The sequence below is a fragment of the Sphingobacterium lactis genome, from assembly GCF_011046555.1.
GTDB lineage: Bacteria > Bacteroidota > Bacteroidia > Sphingobacteriales > Sphingobacteriaceae > Sphingobacterium > Sphingobacterium lactis.
Map to the genome: position 1 here is coordinate 862,420 of NZ_CP049246.1, position 22,061 is coordinate 884,480.

Below are 22,061 nucleotides of genomic sequence, written 5' to 3' on the forward strand. Positions count from 1 at the left end.
TTTTCTGGGGATAGGTATTCGCATATTGTTGGCGAGATGATGCATTTTTTATGGCACCCAGACTATGGTGCTTTTCTATCAATTCAACTATAAATAATAATTTGGATGATTAAATGTATTGTAATAGATGATGATGAATTGACGCAGGAGATGCTCGTGTCAACATTGAATAAGATTCCAGGTGTAGAAATCCTTGGTGTTTACGACAATGCAATAGATGCGATGAAGGTAATAAAGAAAGGTGAAGTCAACCTGGTCTTTTGTGAAATTCTGATGCCCGATATGGATGGGATTACATTATTAAAAAGTTTTAGGAGTCCACCTTTCTTTGTTTTTGTTACGGGCAATCCATACTACGCTGTTGAAAGCTTCGAATTGAACGTTGTCGATTATGTCATTAAGCCCTTTGGTTCTGATCGACTATTAAAAGCAATTGAAAAAGCGTTGATTTTTATCGACTCCGAAAAAGGAATTAATCAAACTACAAATCATTTGATCATCAAAGATCGGTCGATTATTATTATTACCCCCTATGATGAATTGTATTATATAAAAGCAGATAAGGATTATGTATGGCTTGAGACCAAAGAAAAAAGGTATAATCTATGGAAGAAATTAATTGACATGGAGAGTGCGTTGGTATCGGCAAGGCAGTTCGTTAGGGTCCATAAGTCCTTTATTGTAAATTTGGATTTTGCGAAAAGAGTGGAGGGGAATGTAATAAAAATGAGAGGAAGCATAAAAGATATTCCCATAGGAGGACAGTATAAATCCGAGCTCTACAAAAGATTAGGATTGAATGAATAATTTCTGTTTTTCTCCTTTTTGGAGTCTCCATGGATAATCGTTATTACCAGTGGGTATGAGTTGAACCTAAGAAAACTAATGTTTTACAGTCGAAGATTCATGTTTTTCTAACTCCTTAAATACCAAACAGCACCAAAATATAGCGTTCTATATTGATAATGTTCGTAGCTAAAGCTGCTATAATCCCGACTGTAATTAGGGCGCATAGCATTCTTCGTATTAAGAACATTGTTCATGGAAATAAATGCAGCTAACGAAATGGTTTTTAATCTGAAGAACTTAGAAAAAGAAACATCGAATCTATTATATGTGGGCAATTGTTTATTAAAATAAGTGCTGTTAAGAATTGGAAAATATATATCCAGATCTTCATTGTACACCGCTCTATCTATCGAATTCACAAAAGTTCCTGGACGCCCTAAATAGGTTAGAGAAGCTGAGAAGAGGGATGGGTTATTGTATTGTACAAATGTCTTAACAAAGTATTTTAAATGGCTTGGACCGTTATAAGATCGGTCTTGGATATAAAATTTTTGATCAATAAATGAATTCGATAATGAATATTTGAAATACTCAAAAAATACTTTTTCAAAGTATAGTTCTGCACCAAAAGTTTTGAGCTTATTTAATGTTATATCGTTTAATTGCAGGACATGACGATCGCCAATTTCGTTTTTATAGTATAATGCGCCCTTGATTAATAAATCTGCGTTTTTAAACTGATAATCTATCGATACCTGATTACTTTTCATTAAATCGAATGAAAGGGAGTAGGTCGTTGGAATAGCATAATTATGATATTTTCCTCCTCCCAAGATAAAACTATGATATCTTGAAGGTTTATAATTGATGCCCATTTGATAGCTAATATAGTTTTCTTGATTATTCGTGGGGAAATTTTTCCTTCCTCCAGCATATACCGATAAGGTATTGTCTAACTTCCAATTCATGAATAAATATGTTTCAAGGTTTTTATTCATTACATCAGTATTGGAAAACTTACTAGGTGAAGACGGAGATATCGCATAATAATAAACTGGAACACGATCATTGAATGAGCCTTTATTTACACTATAGTCTGCGCCGGCTTGCAGTTCCAGCCTTTGCCCTATAAATTTTTTATAGTTCATTGAAGAAAATAAATTTGTCCCATTATTATCAGACGATAGATTTCCAAACGTGAACTGCGAATTTGAGATATCGTAACCAATATTCAACATAAAAACCCCTCCGGTAGTATAATAAACAAGACTGTTCACTGAAAAAAATCGGTTATTTTTTGAACGCAAAGGACCGTAATAATTGTTTTCATTGAATAAACCATTAAAGTTTTCATTGATAAAATAATTGTAAGATTTCAGCTCAACTTTCCGTCCTAGTTTATGAGTGTAACTTACCCCTACATCCCGATTCGAAAAGTCCTTGATATTTTTAAATGAACTTGGTTGAATACCTGTAAAAAGACCAGAAAATTGAAAATTTGAATAGGCCTGTATCAACCCATTGCCCTTATCGATGTTTTTTGTCACGAGCATTCCAATATTCGCTAAACTAGTCGACACCTGAATCTGATCCATTACAGGGGGCTTATTTGTATGGATATCCACTACTCCTGAACTCGCATTTCCATAGATTAAAGGAGGATTGCTTGCATACACATATTGTCTGTCAATAATTTCTGGATTGAACAGACTGAAGAACCCTTGGCTATTTACATTCTGTGCTCTGACTGGATTCACCAACGGAACACCATTTAAACGGACTGATGTTCTATTGCTTGAACTTCCTCTCAACGATGGTAAAGCAGATTCATCCGTCGTGGTTGAACTTGGTAAAATTGTAATCGCCTTAAGGGGATCACCTTGGGAAAGGGGATTCAGATAAATATCAAACTTTTCTATCTTGGAGACGGAAAAACGACTTGAAATCGGATCCTCTGCCCTAATGACAACTTCTTCCAATGTCATCGAAGACTTTTTCAAAGTAATTTTAGTGTCCGAATGAATATCCATTTCGGCTATAGGTAAGATTTGCGTATCAAACCCAATATTTGAAAAAACTAACGTATCTTGAATGTCATCGACCTGAATACTGAACTTTCCCTGCTGATCGCTTGCTGTTGATATTTCCGAATTGTTTTTTAGTTGTACAGTTGCTAAATAAACGGGGCTGCCATCTTTTTCAATTATGGTTCCCCTTATAGTCGTCTGTGTATAAGCATGGAGAAATAGCAATATGAAAACGCAGGTGAGTAAATGTTTCATGGATTTAAGCGTAGAATTTACTCCATTACTTTCTCCTTTAAAGCCATTAGTTGATAGTTCCTTGAATAATTTTTGGAAGCTTCTTCAAAATATTTTTTCGCCTTATCCTTTTCCCCGTTCTTCAAATAGAGGTTAATGAGCATCTCATAAGCCTCATCTTTCCCCCAAGTAGGTTCATATTTTCTTTGGTCTTTTTGGTTCGGAAGTTCTATTGCATATAGTAAATATTGCTCTGCTTTTTTTCCTCCTCCAAAAGCGGGAGGTGTGTAATAATCGATAGCGCCAAACACAAAATTTGCCCTTAAATTATTTTTATCAAGTTGCAATGCCCGCTGAATATTGTCGTTCATACTTTTGGATAGCGACATCATATGCATTCCTGCAAATTGCAGGGCAATACTTTCGAGCCTAGCCAAAAGGGTGAATTCCTCACTCGATTTATTGGATAGATTATTTAGAATGTCCATGCCTAACTCAACTTCCGCCTTAGCTTGATCTTTTTTTCCGGTTTGCGAATGCAAAATAGTGCTATAGAATTGTAGATAGGACCTCCAATACATTACGGTCCGGTTTTGATTGCCTTTGTCAATTTCCGTTAATTGGTCCTTGAGCTTGTCTAGCGTAGAAGTTTGCTTTGAAATATCAGAGACAAAGGCATTGTAGATCTTGCCTTGTATGTTGTTTAAAATGGAATCCGAAACACTGTCAAAGACTTTAGCTTCAGTTTTCTGCATCATCAATAATAGGCAGAAGAAACATATCAATATGTTTGATTTCATAAAATGTGGTTTTTAAGTTTTACTAAAAGATGCTGTTTTGGATAACTTCTGATCTGTATGATTTATAGATTAATTAGTTATACACCTTCAATTTATAGCATGCTTAATTTGAAACAAAAGAATATCGACCAACTCCAGTTTGACCTATATATCTTTTGTGTTTCACTCGATGAAATTATTTGGGGGTAATGGAAAGACAGGGTATTAAGGAGGTTATTATCTGGTGATATAATACGGGCTTACTTCTTCTTCGGTAAGAGAAGAGTTAGTGGGGTTGAGCTATTTTTTCAAATTCTGTTAACTCCAGTCGTATATAATTTTATTAATTATTTCTTTCCTACTATTAGGAAAATCCGAAAAAATACTTGATTTCTTCTTACTTATTAATATGAACATAAATATTTGGATGTCATCATTTAGATTTATACTCCTTGAAAATTTCCATGCCCCCCCTTGCTGGACAAGCTCATAATAGCTGGCCGATTGCGAGTTGAACTTGGATTAGTTTAAAAAGTCAGCAATGACGATTAAATGAGTTATACGGAAACTGTAGAAGATAATTTTGATAATGGAATAATTGGTGGGAATAACGAAAATAATGACAATATCGAAGCTTAATTGATTAGTAGGCAAGCAATGCTTTAAAAGCTGGAGTGTTTATCAAAATAAAATAATTTAGGAATGTAAATGTAGAAGTGATTGCCTAGGTAATAAATATTAATAACAATGAAGCTCTATAATTAAAATACGGGAAACCGTTTTATTTATAGCTTGGTTTGCCGTATATTAATGGCGGTAATTCCAAAACGGAATCCCTTGTTTCCAAAATAAATTAATTATGTTCATAAGTTCTATAAATATTAAAGGTCTTCATGGTTATATTGATAAAAAATTAGATTTTTTTAATGATACAACTCTTCTTGTCGGAATAAATGGAGCAGGGAAAACTAGCATTTTAAATTTAATAAATTGGTTAATTCAGCCATCGATTTCTCACTTATGTGTAACGAAGTTTAAATCGGTAACATTAAAGTTAACTTTTAAAGATATTGAATATACAATCACCTGTAAACATTTAAAATCAACATTTACATATAGTGTAATTAATTCTAAAGGAGAAAAATTTCCTCCATTAGTTGTAAGAAGAAAATATAGTTTTGAATCGATAACAAATAATCAAGATCTTTTTGATAAAGCATTTGATAGTTATACTGGGTTAAGGCCTGATGATAATGAAGTAAAAACTTGGGAACTTATTAAGAACTTTCCGAGACCAACGATAATTGGCCTAGATAGACATTTATATGCAGAGGAAGCAGATACGATTTATTTTGATGAAAATATACGTCCTAATATAAATTCAAAAAGAATAAATAAAACTTTAACACCTATTGATAGGGCTAAGAATCTTATTAATGAAGAATATAGAATTTCAAAAAACTCGATATTAAATTTAACAAATGATTTAAAAAATCATTTGATGTTATCAACATTTTCAGACAATATTAATTTGGATTCTTTCGGAACTGGAATTAAACAAAAATTAGATATAGGTCAAATAGATAAAGCTCAAAAAAGAGTGAATGAATATTTTGCAGAATATGCTAATATTGAATTAAAGAGTGAAGATTTACGAATTGTAAAAGATTATTTTAATAATCTAAGAGAAATTACATTAAAATATATAAACACACCAACTGACCCTAGAGTTGAATTATTATACGGATTAAATGCAAATCAATATACAAAAATAAAAAAATTATTGACTGCATTTGAAAAATTTGAAAAACAATCTAAATCCGCTAAAAAGAAAATAGATGACTTTTTAACAACAATAAATTTCTTCTTTAAAGATTCCTCAAAAAAATTAATCTTTAAAGAGGAAACGTCAATCATAGCGTATAAAAGTTTAGATAAAAACCAAAATTTTATTGGTGATTTTAGAGATATAAGAAATTTGTCTTCAGGAGAACAACAGATATTAATTCTGTTTTCGTATATAGCATTTAATAGTGGTGACGGAAAAGTTTTCATTATTGATGAACCAGAACTTTCATTACACATTAAATGGCAGGAGGATTTTTTATCATATTTAGATCAAATAAAACCAACTGGCGTACAGGTTATTTTGGCAACGCATTCCCCAATACTGGCAAATAGAAAACGTGATAAAACAATAGTGTTACTTCCTTATAATGAATAAATTTGGTTTCCCAGAGTTGTCCCAGACCTTTCTTATGGGGCAAGACCTCATGTATAAGCAATTTAATGAGGTTGATTTTTTTGTAGAGGACATTGAAAGTGAACATATGTATTTCAACATTTTTAAAAATGTATTCTCTCAAGTTAAATTTGAAAAAATATTTCCGTTAGGAGGAAAGGAAAACGTAATAGAAGCTGCAAAAAAGACAGTAGCTAATAAAGATAAAATTTATTTTGTCGACCAGGATTTTGATGGAATTCTTGAAACTAAATGTAATTACCCTAACATTTTTTATCTTAAAAAATATAGTATAGAAAATTATCTAATTCAAAAAGAATCAATATTTGAGATTATAAGAATTAAACAGCCTAAATTCAAAGACAAAGAGATTGAAGCAATTTTCGATTATAAAAAATTATTATTTGAAACGACTGAATTTTTAAAAGAAATGTCAATTTACTTTGTGGTAGTTCGAAAATTTAAATTGAACGATGAGTATTTAAAAATAATCGTTCACAGAGATTTTGATGAAAACACAACTTCACCTTATTACAAGGGTAACCATATAAAAAATTATATAAAGCAAATAGAAACATCCTTAAAATCTAGAGATGGCAGAATATCTATAAATAAGCATAAGAAATTGATTCAAAATCACTTTAATACCCTTGAAGCATGCCTAAATAATATTCCAGGCAAATATTTATTGTCTATTATAAAGCAAAGATTGATATCAAAGAAATTAATTAATGCAAATAGTGATGAAACATTTATATATTCACTTTCAAAAGAATTCAACCCTAGAATATTTAACGATATAAAATTAGAAGTAATTAATTTTAGAAACTTAAATAATACTGGTTAAGATTAACCAATCATAAAGGTGTCTAATGAATTAAAGAGGGTAGACTTATCTGTTTTTGCACCCTTTCTCAGACAAGCTTTTTAACTTGATTAGCATCATTTTTATTTAAAAGATTGGACTTCAAAACATGCTCCTAAAACACTTTTAAAATTTCCGTTTCCAAACTTAAAATATCGAATTGTTTATCTATATTCAAAAAATAAAAAACCAAAAAATCTTTAAAAAATATGAATTGGGTAAAACAAATGAAAGACTTCCAGAAGCAAATAATGATATTCATGTAGTGTTGGTAACAAAGGTAAATTTCACATTTCTAGCAGTGGGACTTTACATGAGACTTGAAAATAAATGGTACTATATGGATAAGGGTAGACCAAGTGATCTAGTCATTGAAAATGTTAATGTTTGGGTAGAAAATATTGGATTACATTTAACATTCTAATTTATTCGACAGAACATCCATAATAGATAATTTTGAATAGTGGCTGAATTATAGAAAACAGCCACTATTAATTTTAGAGTTCGGCACTATGGATGCCATTACAAAATCATCATCACGTGATTCCTTCAATGCTTCTATAAAATTATCTGACTCATCAACTATAAGGGAATTAAGGTTCAAATAAGGTTCTAAATCATTCATTGTAAACTCATAGATCCTCCTTAATAAAGTATTTGTGAAAAATTTACCAATCATTTCCTCACATCTATAATCAAGATTATAACTTATATAGTATTCACACCTTTGATTACAAGCTAAAACAATATCACAGAATAATGTGATTGTCTGATGTAATAGATTGTAGTTACCTCCCCTTTCTTCCCACATAACGTCAACTTTAGTACATAACTTTTCTTCTTTCATCCAAGACTGTGTACGATAAATGGTTTCCAGAATATTCAAGTAAGCCTCATGAACACGATCATTTCGATCCCTAACTTCGTACGAACAAAACTCCGTTAACCAAGTATGCTTGAAATTTGCAATGAACCAATCAATAAATTCCGAATCACTGGCATTAGGGTACTGCAACGAGTAAACAGATTTTGCTTTTAAGATCGTTTCATCAAGGGTTAGATTGTAATGAAGTGCATCGCGTTCAATTTTGTAAAGATTATATTTTGATAAATCCATATCCTTGGCAGGCAGAATACTTTGTTCAGATGTACAAAAAGCATGTATTAAAGAGTGAAAATTTTTATTATTCAAAACAAAAGGGCTATTTAATTTGATGAGCAAATAATTTTATTTGATAAGCGTTTTCTCCAAAACCCAATTCTGACAAGTGATAAATTTCTTGAAAATAGACATTTATCCTGCCATTTCCATTGTCGAGACCTATCACATAAATAACAATATCACTAAATTTATCATTTCTATTTATATAAAATGAATAGTGATCCTTATAGCGATAATCCCTTTTTAAATGGAAAGTTTGACCTGGTAAAAATAAAGTCACATGATCCCCAAATTTCTCAATTTTAATAGTTTTATTTAAAAACTGGTTTTGAGTAAGACGAGAAAAATCACCTTCAACATTTTTAGTTGTTAAATTAGAAATTTTGTATGTAAAAAATTTGGACTGTGAATATCCTAAAGATAATGTACATAAATAAAATAATGGATAAAAGATGTTTCATAGGAATAATTCAAATAATCAATTGGTGTTAAGTAGAATGGTTATCAAATAAGAAGCGTGGGACAAATAATAGTTAACGCTTTCAAAAGTAAAACGAGATAATCAATAATAAATACGGTAAACCGTAGTCCAATAAAAAAATGGCTTTATGGCAATCAGCTCTCCAAAAGATCAATTAGTTAATAAAAATACCGTGCGAAATTACCTAGAACGAAATTGCTGTGAGAGGAACTTGGGAGAAACCTACACAACATAAAAAATTAGTCCATCCAAGGATTATTATACCTCATAAAAATCAGCCAATCCATTCTTGTTTTACCTTTCACAATTCCTACTTGTATTGTTTCAAAAACTTCAACCTAACATAATTACATGAATGCTATTTCCTATATTGCATTCATAATAATTTTAACAGAGATTTCATCAAATATTGCGCATTAAATGAGTGAAAGTAATTTAAATCTTCTAACAGATGAGGAATTGTTAGGGAGAAAAAAGAAAGCAAAATCAAGCCAAATTATTTCTGCGGTTTTGATCGGGTTTTTGGTAGGAATAGCTGTTTATAGCACAATAAATAAGGGGATTGGCTTTTTCACCTTCTTTCCATTGTTTTTTGTCTTTTTATTGGTTAAAAATTCAAGTGATATAAAGAATATTGAGCAAGAAATAAAGAAAAGAAACTTGAATTAGGATGAATGTTTTACGCAAAAGCTGTGGTAAATAAGTATAATTAATATTTTTGAAATGCAAGATCTATGAGGTTGGCAAATGATACCTATTGAATTGTATTCTCTAATAAGAACCCTCTAACTTTCATCAAGTTAGAGGGTTTGATTTTTATGGTTAAAAACCATTACGGATTACTATTTAATCTGATTCACTTATTTCTACCAAACGAAATGGGTGTTATAACTTTGTTTGTTGTGCTCTTCATCTCCTTGCTCGATGGCAACGAGTTTGTTATTTTTAAACACAAACAAGTGGTTCGTAGTTGTCGTGCTCCAAGACCATCCCCCATCATCCCAAGTTTTTTCTTTGTAATAAAGAATCTCTTGTAGATTTTCTTCTTTATCATATTTTGCGGAACGTTTAAAAGGTTTTCCCGCAGTTTTTATCACCTGTTCTTTGGTCATCCCCAAACTGACCTTGTTGGAAAGAGTAGTTTGTGTTGCACAACTAGTAATAAAGATGATCACTGTAAAAAGTGCTAATGCAAAAAAAGTTTGTTTCATAGTTTTAATAAAATGGTTGTAGTTTGTTAATAGTCTATTTCATAGAATCTCTAATTCATGAACAAAAATACATAATTATTTTATTAGGATAAATTTTTATTCAAAACAAACTAACATGGCTTTTGAATTAAATTTTAATAATGTTATGATGTCCTTTTCCAAGCAACTATTTTAGGGATTTTACTTCTTGTAGACAGGGCAGTAGGTTTAGCGTAAGTGACGTTGAATATGTAAAGACTATATCTTCTGAAGATATTGTTGATTTTGGGTATTCATTGCGGTAACCTTGGAGACCTCATCGCACGCTAAAAACACATCCACTATACCCCCTAACTATACCGCTCCACCCCCGGCGATTTCCATTCTTTTTTGGCACTTAAGTACGCCATCCAGAAAGAAATATTACTTTCGGCACCTTGATTTTTATTGATGCCGTGTTCATCGAGGCCATCGTAGCAGGCCATTTGTTCAAAATTGAATAGGCCTAATTTTTTATCATTCTTGCCTAAAAACCAGAGAAACGCCGTGCGGATCCTTTCGGAACAATCAATTGCCGTTTGGTATTGCTTAAGTTCTTCGTAGAGCATAATGATGCTGGCGACCTCAATGGGTTGCTGGCCAAATTCGCTAATGGGGTGGCCGATGCGGTACCAGCCGTTGTTGCCAATTGTGGATAAGTGTCCATGGCGAAATAATATTTTATCCAAGAAAATCACGCTTTCCAGGGCGATGTCGGCTATTTCTTTGTTTTTCAACATTTTTGCCGCCCGTAACAATGCCAATGGGATGATGGCATTATCGTAGGAAATGATCTCTTCGTACCAGTGCCAATTTTCGCGTCTGCAGCTTTTGTATTCCTTCATGATAAACTGCACCAGGGTCTTGAGCAACTTCTGGTGGAACTTCTCTTTGGGATTGGCTTCCAGGAAATGCAGGATGCCCAGGGTATTATAGGCTACTGCACGAATGGAGCGGCTGCTCTGCACATGATGGATGGCACGATCGAAAATCTCGCGTGTAACGTCATGGAATTGGGAAAATCGTTTCTTCGAAAGAAGGTAACCCAGGGTCCACATGGTGCGGCCCATGCTATCTTCCGATCCGATGGATTCCAGGAATTGCAGGTCGTAGGACATGAAGTTGCGGAACCAACCCTTCTCTTCCTGCGCATACAGGATAAAAGCCAGGTAGGTTGATAGGAGTCTGCTGTCAATGGGTTCTCCTTCCGTATCCGCCATCAAAAGTAACAGCAAAGCACGGCAATTATCATCCAGGCAGTAGCCGTGGTGGTAATTGGGGATATTGAATTTTCCGTGCTGAAAAATTCCTGTTTGGGTGCTGAACCGCTCCAGGTATCCCCAATCGACTTGGGGAACATCCTTAAAAAATTCCCTTAAGTCCCTCATATTTTTGCTTCCTTTCAAACGATGGCCTCCACGATCTATGATGAAATGAGGTTTCTTGTCTTCCCTGCCGGTAAGAATTTCAAGGCACTTTCCCATTTCAACTGTTTCACTTTGGGCTTTGTACTCACCAAAGACGAGATCAGTTTCAGATGGGACTTTCCGACATTGTACCACGACATGCTCTTGCCGAAGTTGGCGGCATTATCCCGGTAGGATTGCATCAATTTTGGATCCTTCAGTAGATTGTCGATGATTTTAGCCAATCCATCCGAATCGTTGAAGTCGAATAGACAACCCCTGTTGTCTGCAAGAAGGTCCTTAGCATACCAATACGGGGTTGACAGTACGGCAGCACCGGCACCCAGCGCAAAGGAAAGCGTTCCACTGCTCATCTGGTTTTCATTCGGATACGGCGTCACATACATATCACAGGCTTTCAGGTAGACCTGAAGCATTTCATCACTCACGAAGTGGTCGACGAAGAATAGCTTCCCCGAGAGGTTAAGCTTTCCGGCCTGGCTGATTAGGCTATTCTTGTAGCTTTCACCTTCCACCTTCAAAACATTGGGGTGGGTGGCACCAAGGATGATATAGATAAAATCGTCATCTTCAATTTTGGACAGGGCATCAATGGCCACTTCGTAGCCTTTGTTCCTGCCGAGTAATCCGAAGGACAGCATCACCTTTTTATCCTCGAGTCCTAAGCGGGCTTTCGCTTCCTTGCTGCTGATCTTGAAATCAGGAACCCCATGGGGAATCAGCTCCATGTCATCCGCCGTAAGACCATATACTTCCTTCATCATGTCCACGCCACGTTTGGTCATCACGGTGATTCTATCGCTCAGGGTCGCCAAGGTTTGAATCACCTTGAACTCTTCGAGATTTGGTTTTTGCAGGATCGTATGGAGGTTTGTAATCGTGGGCATCTGTACGTGCTGCATGAAATCCAGAATAAAATTCCCCGCATCGCCTCCGAAGATACCGAACTCATGCTGCAGGATGCAGCAGTCGTAATTTTGTTTATTTGCCCAATCTGCTGCGGTCGTATAAGTCGCCTTATTGTCGCGCACGATTGTATGCTTCACTTCGGGAGGGAATGAATTTTCCGAACCATCAGAAATTGCAATGATGTCAACATCATTTGAGTGGTCTGCGAGAGACTGGTACAGATCATGCGTAAAGGTGGCAATACCACACTTTCTAGGCATGTAGGTTCCAATGATTAAAACTTTCATATATCCTTTTGCTTTTTGTTAAACTGATCTTAGATAGATAGTGTTGTGCAATAGGAACAGTTGATAGCCATAAATTGTTCGTTTTGGTATTGTAACAAATTAAAGATGACAATTTGTAAACAAGTCGGGATTTCTCGGGTTATTAAAAAAGTTGTAATTAAAACATAAAAGGAATACTATGGGAATCACGGTCACGCGTAAGAATATATTTTTCAAGCCCAAGTTGGACAGGGTGTTGGCGCGACGGTTCAATCTGTCGCCCGAGAGGTCCAAGAAGATTATCGAACGGGTTCTGAGCCTATCCGAGGAGCGGCAGAAAAGTTTGATCACCCAGATCTTAAGGAATTATGCCCGCCGGCATCGCAGCATCATCCAGGTGCTAGAGCGTAACTTTAAAATGAAGGAACCGGAGCTCAAGGAAATGAAGATCGATAAACAGAAGCTGAGCGATGTGGAAAAACTATTGATAGGTTCCTATTTCACAATGGAGTATTCTATTGAGGCCGCAGCCTATTTCAACCCATCGATCGTTTTCTCGCCCGATCAATCACAGACCCATGACGAAGAGCGTCGCGTTATCTTAAGTTTTCGCGCTGTGGGCGAGGGGCATTTGTCCTCGTTGGTCTTTCGGTCAGGGATTATCGATAAACACCTGAACATTCAGCTCGATGAGGTGGGGATTTTGTTGGATAAGCCAAAGAATGTTACCAATACCCGTTATAAAAAAGAGGAATTTCTGCAGAAACTGCAACAATTGCACAACCTAGATGAGGATCTATTGGAGGTTATCGAGAAGAAGTTCACGGATTCCTTTATTTACGATGAGCTGATCCGTTTTGTGGCAGAAATCGAAGAAGAGAACGAGATTACGCATGAGGGAGAGATCATCATGAAGCAGATCCGTTGGCTGGCATCTTCACATTATGAGATCAGCTACTCCCTGGATACCTCCATTTCCGAACGGGTGATCTTTCCATTCAGTGACACCGAAAAGAATGGGATCGAGGATGCGCGTTTCGTTAAGTTCCGCAGCTCCAATGGGAAGGAGACCTACTATGCGACCTATACCGCGTATGACGGGCATTCCATCCTGCCCAAATTAATCTCCACGAAGGATTTCATCAATTTCAAGATACAGCCGATCAACGGAAAGATCGCGAACAAGGGTGCTGCGCTGTTCCCTCGGAAGGTGAATGGCAAGTACGCCATGTTGTGCCGTGTGGATGGAGAGAACAGCTATGTGGCCTTTTCGGATAGCCTGATCAACTGGCACGATGAGGTCCACCTGGTTGCCGAGCCGGAATACCCTTACGAGTTCATCCAGGTCGGAAACTGTGGTTCGCCATTGGAAACGGAGAAAGGATGGTTGGTGATTACCCATTCCGTGGGGCCGATGCGGGAATATGTCATCGGAGCGATGTTGCTGGACCTAAATGATCCAACAAAAGTGTTGGGTAAACTTGCCGAGCCTTTGTTGTTTGCGAATGAGGAAGAACGCAATGGCTATGTGCCCAATGTGCTGTATTCGTGTGGGCAAATTATTCATAACAATCACCTGATATTGCCTTATGCATATTCTGACCATGAATCCACCTATTCTACCATCTGCTTGGATGAATTGTTGTCGACCTTATTGGGTGAGTCGCCGGAATAAATTAATCCATTGATTTAGAAACATCTATGGAAAGTCGTTTAAACACCTTTTTTGTCGATAGCGTTTATGGTTTGATATTTGTGAAAATGGGAACAGACTATTAATAAAAAACAATTTATCATGAAAAGAATGTTAATGATAGGCGCACTGTTACTGATGGGAGCAGGAGCGTATGCACAATCTGGACCACACTTCAAAGCAGGTGTGAATGTGGGTATTCCTACGGGTGATGTTGCAGACCTTTCCTCCTTTACCTTAGGTGCTGATGTGGCCTATATGTGGCCTGTTGCGCCAAGCCTACATGTGGGTGTGGCTTCGGGTTTTCAGAATTTCTTCGTGAAGTCGGAATTTAAGGATAATGATTTCGTGGATTTAAACTACGTTCCTGTAGCTGCTTCGGGCCAGTTTTCCGTAACGCCTAATCTCTTTGTAGGTGCGGATTTAGGGTATGCTTTCACGACAAGTGGTGGAGAAGATGCGGGAGGTTTCTATTATTTGCCAAAAGTCGGCTATCAGCGTGATCGCTTTGAAGTGTTTGGTGGATACCGTGCTGTTTCCAGCGATGTGAATTTTGGCGCCGCAAATATTGGCGTGAACTTCAAGTTCTAGAAAAATAGGATAACAAACATAGGCCCAAGTTCTGGTAGTATTACCGAGCTTGGGCTTTTTTATGCCTGGGTGGTTCGGGTATGCCCGATCTAATTTTGTTAGCGTTTGAAAAATTTATGGTAAACCCTTCTTGCGAGGGACTTCTTGCGGGAATTCTTGTCAAAATTCTCCCAATCCTTGCTGTCTTCGTTTGACCCCTGCCTTTTCACAAAGATGGAATTGTGGCCCTCTGGAATAACAACATGCTCTTCTGCGGGTCTGCCATTGGAATAGTAGTAAAGTGCCAAGGACTTTCTGGAGCGGTCGGCAGGGCAGGTAAGCTCATTCGGATGACCATGATAGGAAACCGAAGTGGTGGAGAACATAGCGATGGAATTGAAATGGGGGGTAAATTTATTGACACAGCTATTCATGTCGCGGTCCCACAGTTCAAAGTGACCGCCGTATTCTTCTTTCCAATCCTTATTCAAATAAATGATGAAGTTCACCCGTCTATCCAGATTCGTCACGGGATGCTTGTTGAAATCTGCATGTACCTTCAATAAGCCTCCGGGCTTAATTTCATGCAGTCCGGCACCAGAGAAATAGGCATCACCATGGAGTTGCTCCTCAATTCCGGTTATGGCGTTGATAAATTGGAGGAAAGGCTCGGAGTTTAGGTAATGCATCAAAGCCTTGGTCTTTGGTCCGAAAAGCTCTTCACCATTGCCGGCAAACTTCTTCTGTAAGGGATCGTGATACCGGATGCTGTTGTTCTTTGCGAGATCTGGAAATTCGGCCAAGACTTCCGTAAGATACGCTTCATTAAAAAAGTTGGGGATATGAATGCTGGGGAATGGTTGGGCAGCGAGATATTTCTCTCTAAGCTGTTTGGCCAAGAGCATCAAATCCTGATTTGATGAACTCAGATAGGGATTCATAATGGATAATATTTAACGTTAGTGTGTGTGTGTGTTGCTGGGAACTGTGTGATTCCGGTTACAAATTTCAAACAAAATTCCTTGATTTCAACATTTTATCTTCGAAAGTTGCGAATTTTAAAAGTTATGTCGCTTTTATGCTACGAAGATTCAGGTGATGGGAGGTGGATTATGGGCGGCTAAAAATTATCGCCTGTTCAAACATTTATAGCTGGCTATTGTTATTAATCTCAATTGAAACTAAAATTACCAAATATGAAAAGTAACATGCTTATTAAAATGGGTCCATTGGCATTATTGACCTTTTTATTTCTTTCGGTCCAATCCTTTGCACAGGAAAAAGGGTTGGATATCAATGTGGATATCGATAAGGGCGATGATGCTGGCTTATTCACCAAGCCGTGGGTTTGGGTAGTTGGAGGAGCGGTATTTATCCTGCTATTGGTCGCGTTGTTGCGCGGTGGTGGCCGAAAAGCATAAAAAAAGAAAAGGAAGGTATCCCCGGTTTGGGGACCCTTCCCTTTAGGAACTAAAAAAAGAAAATCTTATTTACGCAGATTATATTGGATACCTATCATCGTAGATAATGAACCTTCGTAATTCCGATTACCGATCTCTCCATCGAAACCATCACCCATAATATTTCCCATTACATCGACTGTAAGATCCAACTTGTCCGTCAAACGGAAAGTCTGCAATAGACCTAAGTTCGGGCTGAATTTCACAGATCCTGGATCGTTGGTAACCACGGCAAGACCAATTCCGGCGTACGGAATAATGTTGTAGAATCTGTTCAGGTTCTGGCCATCGGCATCATTGAACCAGTGGAACATCAAATCGGCATGTACATTGAAATAATTGAACTTCTGTGTTTCTAACCATTGGGAAGCATCATATACCTCTCCGGTGCTGTACATGTGTGTTTGAGTCAATCCCTTGATCTTCCATCCATTAACACCAGCGCGGATACCAAAGCTTTCGTTCAGCCATTTACCGCCATAGATTTGGAATTTCCCCGTAATGCGGTCTCCGAAATCCATCTGTTTATCGTGGTCCCCGAAAAATACCTGGGCGCCACCATTCACACCGAAGAACCAGTCGTTGAATTCCCCGCGTTTAATTACTTGTGTAGTTGCCTTTGTTTCAGAATTTGTTGATCCTGTCTGACTAAATGCAGAACCGGTTATTAGCAGTCCCAACATTAAAGCAATAAGTTGTTTCATATAGATGTTGACTATTGAGTTGTTAATTAGGAATTAAAGGTATAACATGCAAATCTTTTATAATAAGGTTAAACGGCAATTAATTGTTTTTGTAGTGGCAGCACGACATATTAACCGATATTGGTAATTTAATATTTAAATTATAGAATAATTAAATGCACTATTGGTGTCGATTTTAAGGAAATGAAATTCGAAAGTAGGCTTGATGGTAGGGATAGGGCGGATTGTTACAAAAAACACTCCGGAAGATTTTGTCTTCCGGAGTGTTTCCAAGTTCCCAATAGGGAATAATTAATGGTAAGTGTTTTTTCAACTTAACTGATCATCTCGTGGCAGGCGAATGCATTCTTTCGCTTCTATCCTTGATAATATAGGACATCTTGCTGCATTGGCTGCAAGAATAACACCTCAAGGGTAGAAAAAATAAAAATGATTTAACCCACCAAGGTCTTCTAACCCTGGAATACAGATACGCATCTCTACAATGCGGACACAGCGGATGAGATTGAGACATCTCGGTCCTTTTTTCGGTAATAATTTTCATAATTAATTTTCAATTTTTATTAATAGTTACCATGGCGTGTGAAACCATGGATTTTAGGCGTGTTAAGAGTATAACGCACGATTATACGATTTAGTTTGAGCTGATTATCAGATAATTATGTGTAATAACGTATATGTTATAACAGGCGATTGAAATGTGTCAGTAATTTATTGAGTCGTAATAGGTTACTGAATTAGGTTGCGAAGTGATAATTGGAATAAAAATTTAAAATTTTTTAAAAAATTTTAAAAAATATCCCTCCGAATTACTGTTTTCGTGTTAAATGGGCTTATTTATCGTCAATTTGATCTCTTTTTTTTTCGTGTTGACCTGCAATAATTTGCATCTAAAATTCTTTAATTTTGGACTACTTATTGTATATTATATAATTGTTAAATTTATTAGCTCGTATGCGTAAAATCATTCCCTTGTTGCTCCTTTTCATGTCCCAATTTGTGACGCTATTCGGTCAGGATCGTCCTAAAAAGGCGGATGGTTGGATCTTTGGCCCTTCCATAGGTTACCAATATCAAAGTGGGAGCTTCCTGAAGGCTTCGGCATGGGGGTTGTTTGCGCCGAATCAATCGCAATACATCAAGATTGATGGAGGAGCGAATTTCACCTGGATGATGGATGGAACAACCGTCATCCCTGAACTTGGGGTGACCTATTACCTGAATAATGTTGCGGTTTGGCCATTTGTGAAAGGGGAAATCACTCCGCATACAGCTACTGCTAAAGCCGGCATCAGTGTGTTCTCCATCTTGGAGCTTTCCGCAGGATACGGATTTGACATCAATACCAAAAAGGATTTTAAGCCAATTGATGGATTTACTTTCGGGGTCGGCTTGAATATCCCCCTGAAATTCCATCTGTACTAGTTCCATATTTTCTAGCTAGCCCAGCCATTTCTTGAAGTCGCCGACACGCTCCCTGCTGACAATGACTTCCGTGCCGGGATAATGCTGAAGTTGGATGCGCAATCTGGAGGTAGAGTGCACATGGATCTGTTTGATGCAGTGGATATTGATGATATACCTCCGGCTGATACGGAAGAAAGTGTGCGGATCTAATGTGTTTTCCAGCTCTTCCAGCGTTTGGTCCAAAAGATTGGTGTCATTGGCCGCGGTGTACGCGTATGTTCCCTTATTTTCTGAAAAGAAGCAAACGATATCCTTTACCGTCAGGATTTTGATGTTTTGGCCGACTTTTGTGCTCAACCTTTCCCGGTAATTGGTTTCACCGCCTGTTAAAAAGGTCTTCAATTGCTGATAATCCAAGGCCGGTCGCTGTGTATGCCATTCCTTGAATTTCTCGAGGGCAAATACCAGCTCTTCCTCATCAACAGGTTTCAGCAGGTAATCGATGCTGTTCAATTTAAATGCTTTTATCGCATAATCATCGTAGGCAGTCGTGAAAATGATGGCACTCTTGATTTCGATGTCCTCGAAGATCTCAAAGGAAAGTCCATCGGAAAGTTGTATATCGAGGAAGATGAGGTCGGGATGCTTGTTTTCGGTGAACCATTGTTTTGCCTGCTTTACCGAATGGAGCATATCCATGACAGGATAGCCCAACCCTTCCAATTTGCGGCTCAACGATCTCGCTGCCGGTTTTTCATCTTCAATGATCAATATCCTTATCTCTTCCATTCGCTTAATATGGGTAATTTTACGGTAAAATGGGTGTTGGTTTTCGAAACTTCGATTTCTTTTTTGCTCACCAGCCTATACCGATCCCGGATATTCGCCAATCCAAGCTTCGTGGATCGGTGATTATGTTGCTTTTCCTGCAGGTTGTTCTGTACGACGAGGTGTCCATCCTCAAAATAAATTGAAATCTGTAAGGGTTCTTCTTCCGAAGCCTTGTTGTGCTGAATGCAATTTTCCAACAGGAGTTGGAGCGCCAGCGGCACGGTGTAGCCCTGTTCCAATTCGGGGTTGTTGGCAATATCCAGTTGAATCGCCTCCTCAAAGCGTAACTTGAGCAGGCCAACGTAATTTTTCGTAAAGGAAATCTCATCTTGGATCAGCACGGTATCTTGGTCCTTGTGTTCTAGGATATACCGGTAGATCGTGGAAAGGGACCGGGTGTAAGAAATTGCTTTCTTTTGATCTTCTTCGATGAGTCCAATCAGCACGTTCAAGCTGTTGAACAGGAAATGGGCGTCAATTTGATTCTTAAGAGATTCCAGTTGCGCAATGGCTTTACCCGCAATCTGTTGTTGCTTGGCAATCTGCTCGTTTTTATAGGCTTTATAGTAATAGAACGCATGGAAGACCAATCCTATGGAAAGCGAAAGAATCGTTAATGGAACATAGCTCATCCATGATTCAGTCCTTAGGAATTCGGAAAAGGGTTCGCGGAACCACAGCACATGTATGGATAGATGAATAAGAAAGATGGTCACTGGAACCAATACCACCACTGCTGCAGAATAGATCAGGATTCGTTTCAGTGGGGACAATTGTGGATAGAAGTAACCCAGGGATTTGCCAATCGCCACACCCAACAGGTACAGGAATATGCCATAGGCAAAACCAGCGACTGACTGTGGTGCTTGAATAAAGGACATTTCCAAACGGCCATGTTGAAACAGATAAACGGCCGCAATGCAGGAGTAGATGACTACACTGAATAGTATGGCGTAAATAATGGTCGTTAGAAATGTCCGCATCGCTTTGGGTTATTTACAGTCTTTTAATAAAGTTTCAGCCCTTTCCTTTCCCCAGGTAGGATAGAACGGTGTTTTGTTCTTTTCGGCAGCAAATAAAGGTAATGCTTTTGTTAGGCTTTCGCATTCGGCTTTGGTATCCCCACCGGTAAATCTTTTGGAATTGATGTTGAACTCTGCCAAACTCACGATTGCCCTTGGGTTGTTCGGCTCCAGCTGCAGGGCGGCCTCATAATAGCCCATAATTTCCGGAGTAAGGGTCATTGCCTTGGTCATGGGGTCGGAGATGAGGTCCGATGTTCCGGCAAGGCCTTTCAGGATGAGCCATTCGGCATTCAAATCCTTCGTGTCCGTAGGGAATAGGGTATTGATCTTTGCCAGGGCATTGGCTTTTTCGGTTTCGTCCTGTATGTAAAAGGAGCTGCTGATCAGGGTCAGCGCTTGGTAATACTTCGGAATCCAATTTCCTTTTTCCGCAGCGGCAATCTTTTCGAATTCAACCGCCGCCTCTTTTGCTTTTCCAGATTGCCACATGTTCAGGGCCTGGCCCATGGATTTTTCATAATTGGTCTGTGCAAAACAGCCCAAGGAAGTGAACATGATGAGTGTGATAAGTAGTGTTTTCATGATGTGTTCTTTTTTTTATAAATATCTCCTTTTGGCAGATGGTTTTCAGATTCTTTCGGATGAACTGTTGATAAAAGGGGATGAACCGTTAAATGTGGAGTTAGAAAGGTTTTTGTACCTTTGTATACATAACATGTACCATGACCTCTTTTCGTAACCTTAACCAAACCACAGGAAGACTCATTCATCAGCACGGACAATATTATTTGTTTTTTGGCGGCACAGCTTACTTGGGCTTGCTGAACAACCCGGCCTACATTTCCTTATACAAAGAAGGAATGGATGCATTGGGTTTGAACAACGGGACGTCCCGCACCAATAATGTGCAATTGGGCATCTATGAACAGGCAGAACAACAGCTGGCCAAACGCTTCGGATTTGATGAATCCATTTTGGTTTCCAGTGGTTACCTGGCGGCCCAGTTGGCGGTCCGGCAATTGGCCAAGGGTAGGCAGGTGCTGTATGCCCCCGATACCCATCCCTCGCTATGGTTGGACGACAACCCGATGGTCGGTGGCACATTTGCCGAATGGCTTGAACGGGCCGTAGCGGAAATCAACGGGGGAGCAGCCGAAGAATATCTGGTCATCGGAAACGCAATCGATAACCTGACGCCGCAACTGTATGATTATACGGCGCTGTTGCAGGTGTCGGCCAAGAAGAAAATCACCCTTGTTCTGGATGATTCGCACGGATTGGGTGTTATGAAGTTGAACAGTGCGACAGTGGATGTCTCTGCGCTTCGTGATGGACATATAGATGTTGTTGTGGTTGCTTCCTTAGCGAAAGGCTTGGGTACGGACGCAGGCATCATTCTTTCTGACTCCACGGCGGCCGATTCCATGAGGCAGCACCCTATCTTTACAGGCGCATCACCATCCTCACCGGGAGGGGTCTATGCCCTATTGCATGGACAGGATATCTACGAACAGGCGTTTTATCGGATGCAGGCCAATGCAGATCTGTTACGTCCGTATCTGAAGGAGTTACCAATCCATAGCCTGCCGCATTTCCCGGTTTTCAGTTCCAGTGCGCCACATCTCTATAGGCACCTGATCCAGAAGAACATCTTGGTGTCAAGTTTTCCATACCCCCTGCCGGAAAGTCCATTGTTAAATCGTATTATTGTGTCCGCAAGTCATACGGACGATGATATTCGTCACCTAGGAGAAATTTTGTTGTCGGAAAAGTATTAAAACTTTGATTGTCAACAAAATAATTGTAGCTTTGCAAGCCTTTTGAAGTGTAAAATTGGGGAGTAAGCTACTAAATCATTGAATGATAGTGGTTTGGAATTTAAAAAAACATAAAAAGATTTCCATTACTCATTTTAAAAAGATACTTTTGCATCCCCAAACGGGCTGTTAAGCTTAGGGTAT

Annotated in this window: 21 protein-coding genes; 10 read left to right on the forward strand and 11 right to left on the reverse strand. The window is 38.1% G+C overall.

Annotation, left to right across the window (positions count from 1 at the left end):
* Positions 1-105 precede the first annotated feature (105 nt).
* Positions 106-807: a LytR/AlgR family response regulator transcription factor gene (locus tag G6N79_RS03810; RefSeq protein ID WP_103906655.1), complete on the forward strand. Its 702-nt coding sequence runs from the start codon at positions 106-108 to the stop codon at positions 805-807.
* Positions 808-914: 107 nt separating this feature from the next.
* On the opposite strand, the gene G6N79_RS03815 is transcribed toward G6N79_RS03810, so the two are convergent.
* Positions 915-3,071: a TonB-dependent receptor gene (locus G6N79_RS03815; protein WP_103906656.1), complete on the reverse strand. Its 2,157-nt coding sequence runs from the start codon at positions 3,069-3,071 to the stop codon at positions 915-917.
* 17 nt (positions 3,072-3,088) lie between these two features.
* On the reverse strand, positions 3,089-3,850 hold the full coding sequence (locus G6N79_RS03820; RefSeq protein WP_146060632.1) for a tetratricopeptide repeat protein: 762 nt from the start codon (positions 3,848-3,850) through the stop codon (positions 3,089-3,091).
* Positions 3,851-4,688: 838 nt separating this feature from the next.
* Between G6N79_RS03820 and G6N79_RS03825 the strand changes: the two genes are divergently transcribed.
* The 3 genes from G6N79_RS03825 to G6N79_RS03835 all read left to right on the forward strand — a co-directional run bounded on the left by G6N79_RS03825 (position 4,689) and on the right by G6N79_RS03835 (position 7,360).
* Positions 4,689-6,053 carry an AAA family ATPase gene (locus G6N79_RS03825; protein WP_103906658.1) on the forward strand — a complete coding sequence of 455 codons (1,365 nt, stop codon included), beginning with the start codon at positions 4,689-4,691 and terminating at the stop codon, positions 6,051-6,053.
* Positions 6,046-6,918, forward strand: a complete 873-nt coding sequence (locus tag G6N79_RS03830; protein ID WP_103906659.1) for a DUF4435 domain-containing protein — start codon at positions 6,046-6,048, stop codon at positions 6,916-6,918. Before G6N79_RS03825 ends, G6N79_RS03830 begins: the two co-directional genes overlap by 8 nt.
* Before the next feature lie 178 nt (positions 6,919-7,096).
* Positions 7,097-7,360: a hypothetical protein gene (locus G6N79_RS03835; protein WP_103906660.1), complete on the forward strand. Its 264-nt coding sequence runs from the start codon at positions 7,097-7,099 to the stop codon at positions 7,358-7,360.
* A gap of 48 nt (positions 7,361-7,408) precedes the next feature.
* Here G6N79_RS03835 and G6N79_RS03840 read toward each other — a convergent pair whose 3' ends face one another.
* On the reverse strand, positions 7,409-8,158 hold the full coding sequence (locus G6N79_RS03840; protein ID WP_146060633.1) for a hypothetical protein: 750 nt from the start codon (positions 8,156-8,158) through the stop codon (positions 7,409-7,411).
* A gap of 841 nt (positions 8,159-8,999) precedes the next feature.
* On the opposite strand from G6N79_RS03840, the gene G6N79_RS03845 reads away from it, so the two are divergent.
* Positions 9,000-9,248, forward strand: coding sequence for a hypothetical protein (locus tag G6N79_RS03845; RefSeq protein ID WP_103906662.1), 249 nt, complete (start codon positions 9,000-9,002; stop codon positions 9,246-9,248).
* 197 nt (positions 9,249-9,445) lie between these two features.
* Here the strand turns inward: G6N79_RS03845 and G6N79_RS03850 are convergent, their stop codons facing one another.
* The 3 genes from G6N79_RS03850 to G6N79_RS03860 all read right to left on the reverse strand — a co-directional run bounded on the left by G6N79_RS03850 (position 9,446) and on the right by G6N79_RS03860 (position 12,431).
* A complete protein-coding gene (locus tag G6N79_RS03850) occupies positions 9,446-9,790 on the reverse strand; it encodes a DUF2845 domain-containing protein (RefSeq protein ID WP_103906663.1) in 345 nt (114 codons plus the stop codon).
* A 329-nt stretch (positions 9,791-10,119) separates the two neighbouring features.
* Positions 10,120-11,292, reverse strand: a complete 1,173-nt coding sequence (locus G6N79_RS03855; protein WP_146060634.1) for a hypothetical protein — start codon at positions 11,290-11,292, stop codon at positions 10,120-10,122.
* A complete protein-coding gene (locus G6N79_RS03860; RefSeq protein WP_103906665.1) occupies positions 11,232-12,431 on the reverse strand; it encodes a glycosyltransferase family 4 protein in 1,200 nt (399 codons plus the stop codon). Before G6N79_RS03860 ends, G6N79_RS03855 begins: the two co-directional genes overlap by 61 nt.
* Before the next feature lie 178 nt (positions 12,432-12,609).
* On the opposite strand from G6N79_RS03860, the gene G6N79_RS03865 reads away from it, so the two are divergent.
* On the forward strand, positions 12,610-14,085 hold the full coding sequence (locus G6N79_RS03865; RefSeq protein ID WP_103906666.1) for a glycoside hydrolase family 130 protein: 1,476 nt from the start codon (positions 12,610-12,612) through the stop codon (positions 14,083-14,085).
* Positions 14,086-14,205: 120 nt separating this feature from the next.
* On the forward strand, positions 14,206-14,694 hold the full coding sequence (locus G6N79_RS03870) for a hypothetical protein (protein WP_103906667.1): 489 nt from the start codon (positions 14,206-14,208) through the stop codon (positions 14,692-14,694).
* Positions 14,695-14,792: 98 nt separating this feature from the next.
* Here G6N79_RS03870 and G6N79_RS03875 read toward each other — a convergent pair whose 3' ends face one another.
* Positions 14,793-15,614, reverse strand: coding sequence for a 2OG-Fe(II) oxygenase (locus G6N79_RS03875; RefSeq protein ID WP_200818801.1), 822 nt, complete (start codon positions 15,612-15,614; stop codon positions 14,793-14,795).
* Between the two features lie 255 nt (positions 15,615-15,869).
* On the opposite strand from G6N79_RS03875, the gene G6N79_RS03880 reads away from it, so the two are divergent.
* On the forward strand, positions 15,870-16,094 hold the full coding sequence (locus tag G6N79_RS03880; RefSeq protein WP_103906668.1) for a hypothetical protein: 225 nt from the start codon (positions 15,870-15,872) through the stop codon (positions 16,092-16,094).
* A gap of 65 nt (positions 16,095-16,159) precedes the next feature.
* On the opposite strand, the gene G6N79_RS03885 is transcribed toward G6N79_RS03880, so the two are convergent.
* Positions 16,160-16,837, reverse strand: a complete 678-nt coding sequence (locus tag G6N79_RS03885) for a hypothetical protein (RefSeq protein ID WP_146060635.1) — start codon at positions 16,835-16,837, stop codon at positions 16,160-16,162.
* Positions 16,838-17,791: 954 nt separating this feature from the next.
* Here G6N79_RS03885 and G6N79_RS03890 point away from each other — a divergent pair.
* Positions 17,792-18,262, forward strand: coding sequence for a hypothetical protein (locus G6N79_RS03890; RefSeq protein WP_103906670.1), 471 nt, complete (start codon positions 17,792-17,794; stop codon positions 18,260-18,262).
* Between the two features lie 15 nt (positions 18,263-18,277).
* Here G6N79_RS03890 and G6N79_RS03895 read toward each other — a convergent pair whose 3' ends face one another.
* Genes G6N79_RS03895 through G6N79_RS03905 form a run of 3 tightly spaced genes read right to left on the reverse strand, consistent with a single transcriptional unit; the run spans position 18,278 to position 20,682 of the window.
* Complete coding sequence (locus G6N79_RS03895; RefSeq protein WP_234993213.1) at positions 18,278-19,033, reverse strand: LytR/AlgR family response regulator transcription factor; 756 nt, start codon at positions 19,031-19,033, stop codon at positions 18,278-18,280.
* Entirely contained in the window at positions 19,021-20,058 is a 1,038-nt protein-coding gene (locus tag G6N79_RS03900; RefSeq protein ID WP_103906671.1) for a sensor histidine kinase, read from the reverse strand. Before G6N79_RS03900 ends, G6N79_RS03895 begins: the two co-directional genes overlap by 13 nt.
* A 9-nt stretch (positions 20,059-20,067) precedes the next feature.
* Positions 20,068-20,682 carry a hypothetical protein gene (locus G6N79_RS03905; RefSeq protein ID WP_103906672.1) on the reverse strand — a complete coding sequence of 205 codons (615 nt, stop codon included), beginning with the start codon at positions 20,680-20,682 and terminating at the stop codon, positions 20,068-20,070.
* 140 nt (positions 20,683-20,822) lie between these two features.
* On the opposite strand from G6N79_RS03905, the gene G6N79_RS03910 reads away from it, so the two are divergent.
* A complete protein-coding gene (locus G6N79_RS03910) occupies positions 20,823-21,878 on the forward strand; it encodes an aminotransferase class I/II-fold pyridoxal phosphate-dependent enzyme (protein WP_103906673.1) in 1,056 nt (351 codons plus the stop codon).
* Positions 21,879-22,061 lie beyond the last annotated feature (183 nt).

What these genes read in the sequence shown, in the direction of transcription:
- G6N79_RS03880 (WP_103906668.1), top strand. Translation starts at nt 15,870, where the DNA reads ATGAAAAGTAACATGCTTATTAAAATGGGTCCATTGGCATTATTGACC.
- G6N79_RS03890 (WP_103906670.1), top strand. Translation starts at nt 17,792, where the DNA reads ATGCGTAAAATCATTCCCTTGTTGCTCCTTTTCATGTCCCAATTTGTG.
- G6N79_RS03910 (WP_103906673.1), top strand. Translation starts at nt 20,823, where the DNA reads ATGACCTCTTTTCGTAACCTTAACCAAACCACAGGAAGACTCATTCAT.
- G6N79_RS03865 (WP_103906666.1), top strand. Translation starts at nt 12,610, where the DNA reads ATGGGAATCACGGTCACGCGTAAGAATATATTTTTCAAGCCCAAGTTG.
- G6N79_RS03885 (WP_146060635.1), bottom strand. Translation starts at nt 16,837, where the DNA reads ATGAAACAACTTATTGCTTTAATGTTGGGACTGCTAATAACCGGTTCT.
- G6N79_RS03810 (WP_103906655.1), top strand. Translation starts at nt 106, where the DNA reads ATGATTAAATGTATTGTAATAGATGATGATGAATTGACGCAGGAGATG.
- G6N79_RS03895 (WP_234993213.1), bottom strand. Translation starts at nt 19,033, where the DNA reads ATGGAAGAGATAAGGATATTGATCATTGAAGATGAAAAACCGGCAGCG.
- G6N79_RS03875 (WP_200818801.1), bottom strand. Translation starts at nt 15,614, where the DNA reads ATGAATCCCTATCTGAGTTCATCAAATCAGGATTTGATGCTCTTGGCC.
- G6N79_RS03870 (WP_103906667.1), top strand. Translation starts at nt 14,206, where the DNA reads ATGAAAAGAATGTTAATGATAGGCGCACTGTTACTGATGGGAGCAGGA.
- G6N79_RS03845 (WP_103906662.1), top strand. Translation starts at nt 9,000, where the DNA reads ATGAGTGAAAGTAATTTAAATCTTCTAACAGATGAGGAATTGTTAGGG.
- G6N79_RS03820 (WP_146060632.1), bottom strand. Translation starts at nt 3,850, where the DNA reads ATGAAATCAAACATATTGATATGTTTCTTCTGCCTATTATTGATGATG.
- G6N79_RS03855 (WP_146060634.1), bottom strand. Translation starts at nt 11,292, where the DNA reads ATGGGAAAGTGCCTTGAAATTCTTACCGGCAGGGAAGACAAGAAACCT.
- G6N79_RS03815 (WP_103906656.1), bottom strand. Translation starts at nt 3,071, where the DNA reads ATGAAACATTTACTCACCTGCGTTTTCATATTGCTATTTCTCCATGCT.
- G6N79_RS03850 (WP_103906663.1), bottom strand. Translation starts at nt 9,790, where the DNA reads ATGAAACAAACTTTTTTTGCATTAGCACTTTTTACAGTGATCATCTTT.
- G6N79_RS03825 (WP_103906658.1), top strand. Translation starts at nt 4,689, where the DNA reads ATGTTCATAAGTTCTATAAATATTAAAGGTCTTCATGGTTATATTGAT.
- G6N79_RS03860 (WP_103906665.1), bottom strand. Translation starts at nt 12,431, where the DNA reads ATGAAAGTTTTAATCATTGGAACCTACATGCCTAGAAAGTGTGGTATT.
- G6N79_RS03830 (WP_103906659.1), top strand. Translation starts at nt 6,046, where the DNA reads ATGAATAAATTTGGTTTCCCAGAGTTGTCCCAGACCTTTCTTATGGGG.
- G6N79_RS03900 (WP_103906671.1), bottom strand. Translation starts at nt 20,058, where the DNA reads ATGCGGACATTTCTAACGACCATTATTTACGCCATACTATTCAGTGTA.
- G6N79_RS03905 (WP_103906672.1), bottom strand. Translation starts at nt 20,682, where the DNA reads ATGAAAACACTACTTATCACACTCATCATGTTCACTTCCTTGGGCTGT.